Source organism: Streptomyces sp. MBT65, from assembly GCF_016612545.1.
Taxonomy (GTDB): domain Bacteria; phylum Actinomycetota; class Actinomycetes; order Streptomycetales; family Streptomycetaceae; genus Streptomyces.
This window is the reverse complement of record NZ_JAENRY010000018.1, coordinates 58,034-65,451: the sequence shown is the minus strand read 5'-3', so window position 1 is coordinate 65,451 and position 7,418 is coordinate 58,034. Positions and strand designations below refer to the sequence as shown.

Below are 7,418 nucleotides of genomic sequence, written 5' to 3'. Positions count from 1 at the left end.
CGCGGCCGTAGCCCACCGTGCACCCCCGCGCAGCTCACCGTGGTGCTCACGGACCCCGGGTGAACCCCCGGCGAATTCTCGCCCGCCCTCCGGTCAGAACAGGGTCAAGGGACCCGGTGGGGGCCGTGGCGCCCTCATAAGATCGCTGGTACCGCCACCTTTCGTACCACTCCCCCTGGAGGCCCGGCGTGCCCGAAACCGCGCGCGGCGCCGAAGCCGAGACCGAACAACCCGTGACCGAGACCGAGACCGAGCCTGGTCCGGCGTCGTCTCTCCCCGTCTCCGCTGCCCGTCGCCGTACCGTGCTGCTCACGGCTGGCGCCCTCGTCGTCGTGGCCGCCGTCGGTGGCGGGGTGCTCGCCGCCCGGGGTTCCAACTCGGGTGGGAAAGCCGCCGCCGTCGCCGCCGACGGGCTGCCGCACACCACCGTCGAGGTCGCGACCTCCGGATGCGGCAGCGGCTGGACGGACCCGCAGGCGGGGCACCAGGTCTTCGAGTTGCACAACACGTCCAGCACGGCGGCCGAGGTGTATCTCACCGATCCGACGACGGGCGCGGTCTACGGCGAGGTCGAGGGGCTGGCGCCGGGTACGGTCCGGCCGCTCGGGGTGACCCTCGGGAACGGCTCGTACGCCTTCAAGTGTCTGCCCGACGACGCCGACGCCGTGACGGGGCCCACCGTGCGGATCACCGGCTCGAAGGTGAAGAGCGGACCGGCCGCCGTGCCGATCACCCAGCAGGAACTGATCCCGCCGACGCTCGCCTACCAGAAGTGGATCCAGGCCCGGACCGTAGAACTGGCCGCGAAGACCGACGTGTTGCGCGCCGCCGTCGACCGTGGTGACCTCGCGGCGGCCCGCAGGGCGTGGCTGCCCGCGCATCTCGTCTACGAGCGGATGGGCGCCGCCTACGGCACGTTCGGGGACTCGGACGGAGCGATCAACGGCACCACGGCCGGCCTCGCGGGCGGGGTGCACGATGCCGGGTTCACCGGGTTCCACCGGGTCGAGTACGGACTGTGGCACGGCGAGTCGGCGAGCGGGCTGCGCGGCCCCGCGGATCAACTCGCCAAGGACGTCCACGCGTTGGAGAGCAGCTGGCCCTCGCAGCGGATGGACCCGGCCGACACCGGTCTGCGCGCGCACGAAATCCTGGAGAACACCGTGCAGTTCGAGCTGACCGGCCGCACCGACTACGGCAGCGGCACCAATCTGGCCACCGCCCGCGCCAACCTCGACGGCACCCGGGTACTGCTCGGCTGTCTGCGCCCGCTGCTGAAGACGCGGGACGCGAGGTTCACCGAACTCGGCGCGTGGATGGACCGGGCGCAGCACACCCTGGACGGCCTCGACCGCTCCGGTAAGTGGACGCCCTTGGCTCAACTCACCCGTCCGCAGCGGGAGAAGGTCGACGCCGACCTCGGTGGACTGGTCGAGCGGCTGGCCGACGTGGCCGCCCTGACGGACGTACGGAGGACCGCGTGAAGCACGGACACGAAGTGGGCCGCCGGGGCTTCCTGGCGAGTGCGGCGGCCGTGGCCGGTACCGGTCTGGTGGCGTCCGATCGCGGTACGGCGTCGGCCGTCACGGAGACCAGTGCGCACGTGCCCTTCCACGGCCTCCATCAGGCCGGGATCATCACCCCCGCGCAGCGCGCCACGGCATTCGTGTCCTTCGACACCACCGCCGAGAACCGGGCCGAACTGACCGACCTCCTAAGGACGTTGACCGAACGGGCCCGCTTCCTCACCACCGGCGGCAGCCCGGCGGACCTGGGCATCACCGCCCCACCCGCCGACTCCGGCACACTGGGCCCGGACCTCCCGGCCGACCGGCTGAGTGTCACGGTCGGCGTCGGGGCGTCCCTCTTCGACGACCGCTACGGACTGGCCAAGCTCGCGCCGCGCCGGCTGACCGCGATGCCCGCCTTCCCCGACGACGACCTGAACGCCGCCTGGTGTCACGGCGACATGAGCGTGCAGTTCTGCGCCGACAGCGCGGACACCGTGCTGCACGCCCTGCGCGATGTCACCCGGCACACGCGGGGCGGCCTCCAAGTCCGTTGGCGGACCGACGGGTTCATCAGTCCGCCGCGCCCCTCGGGCACCCCGCGCAACCACCTCGGCTTCAAGGACGGCATCGCCAACCCGGAGGTGACCGACGCCCGCGCGATGAACGACCTTGTCTGGGTGGGCGGTAGCAGTGGCGAACCGGACTGGGCGACCGGCGGCAGCTATCAAGTCGTACGGCTGATAAGGATGTTGGTGGAGTTCTGGGACCGGGTCTCCATCACCGAGCAGGAGCGGATGTTCGGCCGTGCCCGGGACACCGGCGCCCCGCTGGACGGACACCACGAGAAGGACACGCCGAACTTCGCGCAGGACCCGCAGGGCGATGTGATCCCGCTCGACAGCCACATCCGGCTCGCCAACCCGCGCACCACGCAGAGCGCGGACCAGCGCATCCTGCGCCGGGGCTACAACTACGACCGGGGCATGGACAGCAACGGCAACCTCGACATGGGGCTGCTGTTCTGCTGCTACCAGCAGGACCTGGCACGGCAGTTCGCGAAGGTGCAGGAGCGGCTGGCCGGTGAACCGCTGGTCGACTACATCTCGCCGTACGGCGGTGGCTACTTCTTCGCGCTGCCCGGCGTACGGGACACATCGGACTGGCTGGGCCGCGGCCTGCTGACCTGAGAGCACGGTCAAGAACAGGCCAACAGACCATGAGAATTTCCTGACCGGGCGTTCGCTCCCGCGACATTGCCGCTCCCCCGCCCCGCCGTCACCATTGCCCAGGATTCGGCCGTAGGCGTTACGGCCACATTCGGCGTGAGCGCGGAACCACTGCTCCCGGAAGGCGAGACAGCATGATCGGCAAAGGAAGAACCCCCGGTGCACGGCGCCGGTTGACGCGGCTGGGCGCCCTGCTCGGCGCCGCGGCCCTGGCCACCGCGGGCGGGGCGGTCCCCGCGGCGGCGGCCTCGAACGGCCACCGGCCCACGGGCGGAACGCACACGTCGACGCCGATCAAGCACGTCGTCGTGATCTACGACGAGAACATCTCGTTCGACCACTACTTCGCCACCTACCCGCAGGCCGCGAACACCGACGGCACCAAGTTCAAGGCGGCGGCCCACACGCCGAAGGCCGACAACCTGCTCAACGCCGGGCTGCTGAAGAAGAACCCGAACCTCTACACGCCCACGCGGCTGAGCAGTTCGCAGGTGATGACCTGCGACCAGAACCACTCCTACGGCCCCGAGCAGTACGCGGCCGACGGCGGCAAGGCCGACAAGTACGTCGAGAACACCGAGGTCAACAAGTGCACCGGCCTCTTCGGTGAGCCCGGTCTGGTGATGGACTACTACGACGGCAACACCGTCACGGGCATGTGGAACTACGCCCAGCAGTATGCGCTGAACGACCACTCCTTCAGCTCGACCTTCGGCCCCTCGACGCCCGGCGCGCTGAACCTGATCTCCGGTCAGACACACGGAGTCATATCCGTCGACCCGGCCTCCGGCACCGAGAACCCGAAGCAGACGACGACTCCGGACTCGTACGCCGTGGTCTCCCCGGACGCCAAGGGCGTCGGCACGGTCATCAACGACCCCGACCCGGCCTTCGACGACTGCTCGGACAAGGACCACACCGCGACCAGCGCGCTCGCGGTGATGCAGGGCAAGAACATCGGTGACCTGCTCAACTCCAAGGGTGTGAGCTGGGGTTGGTTCCAGGGCGGCTTCCGGCCGAGCACCGCGTGGGACGGCAGGAGCGGCGACTACGCGAAGTGCGCCGGCACCACCCACACCAACGTCGGCGGCGCGGCCTCCGAGGACTACAGCCCGCACCACTCGCCGTTCGAGTACTACAAGTCGACGTCCAACCCGCACCACCTGGCGCCGAAGTCCGTCGCCGAGATCGGGCACAACGGCCGGGCGAACCACAACTACGACCTGACCGACTTCGACGCGGCGCTGAAGGCCGACAACCTTCCCGCGGTGAGCTTCCTGAAGGCGGCCGAGTACCAGGACGGGCACGCCGGTTACTCGGACCCGGCCGACGAGCAGAACTTCCTGATCAAGGAGATCAACGCGCTTCAGAAGTCGCCCGAGTGGAAGTCGACGGCGGTCGTGCTCGCCTACGACGACTCCGACGGCTGGTACGACCACGTCTCCTCGAAGGTGCTCAACGGCTCCAAGGACTCGACGGTCGGCTCCAACAGCAAGGCCACCGACAGCCCCGCCTGCCAGGCCGGTCCGGCCGCCAAGGGCGGTTACGCGGACCGCTGCGGACCGGGCACCCGGCAGCCGCTGCTGGTCATCTCGCCGTACAGCAAGGTCAATTCGATCGACCACACGGCCACCGAGCAGGCGTCGATCACGCAGTTCATCGAGGACAACTGGCACACGGGCCGGATCGGTGACGCGTCCTTCGACCAGCGGGCGGGCACTCTGGGCGGCATGTTCGACTTCCGGCACCCCAACGACAAGCAGGTGCTGCTGAATTCGGACGGCTCGGTGAAGTCGGTGAAGCGGATCCCGCACTACACGCAGACCTCGTCGACGGCCACGAAGGCCCCGTACCCCGCGTACGTCCAGGACCTGAAGGCGCAGAACGTCGCCGCCAGCACCACGGCCTCCTCGGCCCTGCCGATCGCCGTGGGCGCCGGTCTGGTCACGGCGGTCGGAGCGACCACCGCGTTCACGCTGTACCGGCGCCGGTCGGCGCGCAGCGCGTCCCTGTAAGTCACGGCGAACCGGGGCGAGTTGCTCCGGGCGGAGGGCGGCGAGGAGGATCTCGCCGCCCTCCGTCGTGCCCGGCGGCGGCCTGATCGCCACCGGTTCCACGGGACGGCGCCTGCCCCTACACTGGCAGCCCACGAGGTACCGGGTGACCTGCGAGAACAGGTCGGTCGAGCCGAGCCGCCGGAGTGAGGAGCGACCCCCCTTTGTTCTACTACCTCCTTAAATACGTCATTCTGGGGCCGTTGCTCCGACTGGTCTTCAGGCCCCGAATAGAGGGCCTGGACAACATCCCGGAGTCCGGCGCGGCGATCGTCGCGGGCAACCACCTCTCCTTCGCCGACCACTTCCTGATGCCGGCGGTCCTCAAGCGCCGCATCACCTTCCTGGCCAAGGCCGAGTACTTCACGGGCCCGGGCATCAGGGGGCGCCTCACCGCGACCTTCTTCCGCAGCGCGGGCCAGATCCCGGTCGACCGCTCCGGCAAGGAGGCGGGCCAGGCCGCGATCCGCGAGGGCCTCGGTGTCCTGAGCAAGGACGAGCTGCTCGGCATCTACCCGGAGGGCACCCGCTCCCACGACGGCCGCCTCTACAAGGGCAAGGTCGGCGTCGCCGTCATGGCCCTGAAGGCCCAGGTGCCCGTCATCCCCTGCGCGATGATCGGCACCTTCGAGGCCCAGCCGCCCGGCAAGGTCATCCCCAAGGTCCACCCCGTGACGATCCGCTTCGGCACCCCCCTCGACTTCTCCCGCTACGAGGGCATGGAGAACGAGAAGGCGATCCTGCGCGCCATCACCGACGAGATCATGTACGCGATCCTCATGCTCTCCGAGCAGGAGTACGTCGACCAGTACGCGGCGGTCGTCAAGGCGGAGCAGGCGGCCGCGGCGAAGGAGCGCAAGTTCCCTCGGCTGCCGTTGAGTTGAGGACCGTAGAGCTGACATACGAGTGAGGGGCGGCCGGTTCGGAACCGGCCGCCCCTCACTACGTACGACTACTACTGACTACTACTGCTTACGGCACCGGCGTCGCGTGCGGGGTGCACGTCACGTCGGACTTGTCCAGCTTGCCGGTCAGCAGGTAGGTGTCGACACGGGAGTTGATGCACGGGTTGACCAGACCGGTCACGCCGTGGGAGCCCGCGTCCTTCTCGGTGATCAGGCGTGAGCCCTTGAAGCGCTGGTGCAGGACGACGGCGCCCTCGTACGGCGTGGCGGCGTCACGCTGCGACTGCACGATGAGAACCGGCGGCAGGCCCTTGCCGGTCCTGACCTCGACCGGGGACTGCTGCTTGACCGGCCAGGTGGCGCACGGCAGGTTCATCCAGGCGTTGGACCAGGTCAGGAACGGGTACTTCTTGTTGAGCTCCGTGTTGTCCTTGTCCCACTTCGCCCAGCTGGTCGGCCACTTGGCGTCGGTGCACTCGACGGCCGTGTAGACGGCGTTGCCGTTCTCCGAGGTGATGTTGCCCGCGGTGTCCGACATGTCGGGCGAGGCCGCGTCGATCAGCGGCTGGGGGTCACCGGCGACGTACTTGCTGAACGCGGTGGCGACCGGCACCCACGAGGAGTCGTAGTACGGCGCGCCCTGGAAGAAGCCGAGCAGTTCGGCCGGACCGACGACCCCGCCGAGCGGGCTCTTCTTCGCGGTGGCGCGCAGCTCCAGCCACTTCGCCTGGACGGCGGCGCGGGTGGTGCCGAGGTGGAAGGCCGCGTCGTTCTTGGCGACCCAGTCCTCCCAGTCCTTCCAGCGGCCCTCGAAGGCGACGTCCTGGCCCAGGTTGGCCTCGTACCAGATGTTGTCGCGCGCCGGGTTGACGACACTGTCGACGATCATCCGGCGGACGTGGCTCGGGAAGAGGGTGCCGTAGACCGCGCCGAGGTAGGTGCCGTAGGAGACGCCCAGGTAGTTGAGCTTCTTCTCGCCGAGGGCGGCGCGGATGACGTCGAGGTCGCGCGCGGTGTTCGGCGTGGTCATCTGCGCGAGCATGGTGCGACCGGTGCGCGCGGCGCAGCCGTCCGCGTACTCACGGGCCAGCTTGCGCTGCGCGTTCTTGTCGGCCGTGGAGTCCGGTACCGGGTCCGCCTTGGGCGCCTTCACGAACTCCTGCGGGTCGATGCAGGAGATGGGCGCCGAGTGGCCGACACCGCGCGGGTCGAAGCCCACGAAGTCGTACGCCTTGGACGTGTTGACCCACAGCGGGTTCTTGGTGGTGACCCGGCGCGGGAAGCGCATTCCGGAGCCACCCGGGCCGCCGGGGTTGTAGACGAGCGCGCCCTGGCGCTCCTCCTTCGTGCCCGTGCTGGCGATGCGGTCGACGGCCAGCTTGATCGTCTTGCCGTTGGGCTTGGTGTAGTCGATCGGCACGGTGACATAGCCGCACTGGATCGGCTTCTCGAAACCCCAGTCCGCGGGGCAGTCCTGCCAGTCGATCCCGGCCTTCGCGGCGCGGGCGGCGGCGAGCGCGGCGCCCTTGGCCGCACTGTCCTGTCCGTGGCCTGCCGCCTGGTTGGTCTGCGCGTTGGCCGCGGGTGCCACCACGGCGCCGGCTATCAGCGCCGCCGCCGCGAATCCGGCCGAACCGAACGCCATCACGCGGCTCTTCGGTCTGTTGTGCCTCAAGTGGGCCCCTCCCCGTACATCGTTGCGAAATGGTCTCGGAGGATCCT

Annotated in this window: 5 protein-coding genes; 4 read left to right on the top strand and 1 reads right to left on the bottom strand. The window is 69.4% G+C overall.

Annotated features, from left to right (window positions below):
- Positions 1–188 precede the first annotated feature (188 nt).
- The 4 genes from JHN63_RS07010 to JHN63_RS06995 all read left to right on the top strand — a co-directional run bounded on the left by JHN63_RS07010 (position 189) and on the right by JHN63_RS06995 (position 5,675).
- Positions 189–1,484 carry an EfeM/EfeO family lipoprotein gene (locus JHN63_RS07010; protein WP_200677988.1) on the top strand — a complete coding sequence of 432 codons (1,296 nt, stop codon included), beginning with the start codon at positions 189–191 and terminating at the stop codon, positions 1,482–1,484.
- On the top strand, positions 1,481–2,698 hold the full coding sequence (gene efeB / locus JHN63_RS07005; RefSeq protein ID WP_200677987.1) for an iron uptake transporter deferrochelatase/peroxidase subunit: 1,218 nt from the start codon (positions 1,481–1,483) through the stop codon (positions 2,696–2,698). Before JHN63_RS07010 ends, efeB begins: the two co-directional genes overlap by 4 nt.
- 173 nt (positions 2,699–2,871) lie before the next feature.
- On the top strand, positions 2,872–4,752 hold the full coding sequence (locus JHN63_RS07000) for a phospholipase C (RefSeq protein WP_200677986.1): 1,881 nt from the start codon (positions 2,872–2,874) through the stop codon (positions 4,750–4,752).
- 203 nt (positions 4,753–4,955) lie between these two features.
- Positions 4,956–5,675, top strand: a complete 720-nt coding sequence (locus JHN63_RS06995) for a 1-acyl-sn-glycerol-3-phosphate acyltransferase (protein WP_200677985.1) — start codon at positions 4,956–4,958, stop codon at positions 5,673–5,675.
- 88 nt (positions 5,676–5,763) lie between these two features.
- Here JHN63_RS06995 and JHN63_RS06990 read toward each other — a convergent pair whose 3' ends face one another.
- Positions 5,764–7,341, bottom strand: coding sequence for an alpha/beta hydrolase (locus JHN63_RS06990; protein WP_200677994.1), 1,578 nt, complete (start codon positions 7,339–7,341; stop codon positions 5,764–5,766).
- Between the last annotated feature and the right edge of the window lie 77 nt (positions 7,342–7,418).

Coding starts and splice junctions, on each gene's coding strand:
- JHN63_RS06990 (WP_200677994.1), bottom strand. CDS start 7,341: ATGGCGTTCGGTTCGGCCGGATTCGCGGCGGCGGCGCTGATAGCCGGC.
- JHN63_RS07000 (WP_200677986.1), top strand. CDS start 2,872: ATGATCGGCAAAGGAAGAACCCCCGGTGCACGGCGCCGGTTGACGCGG.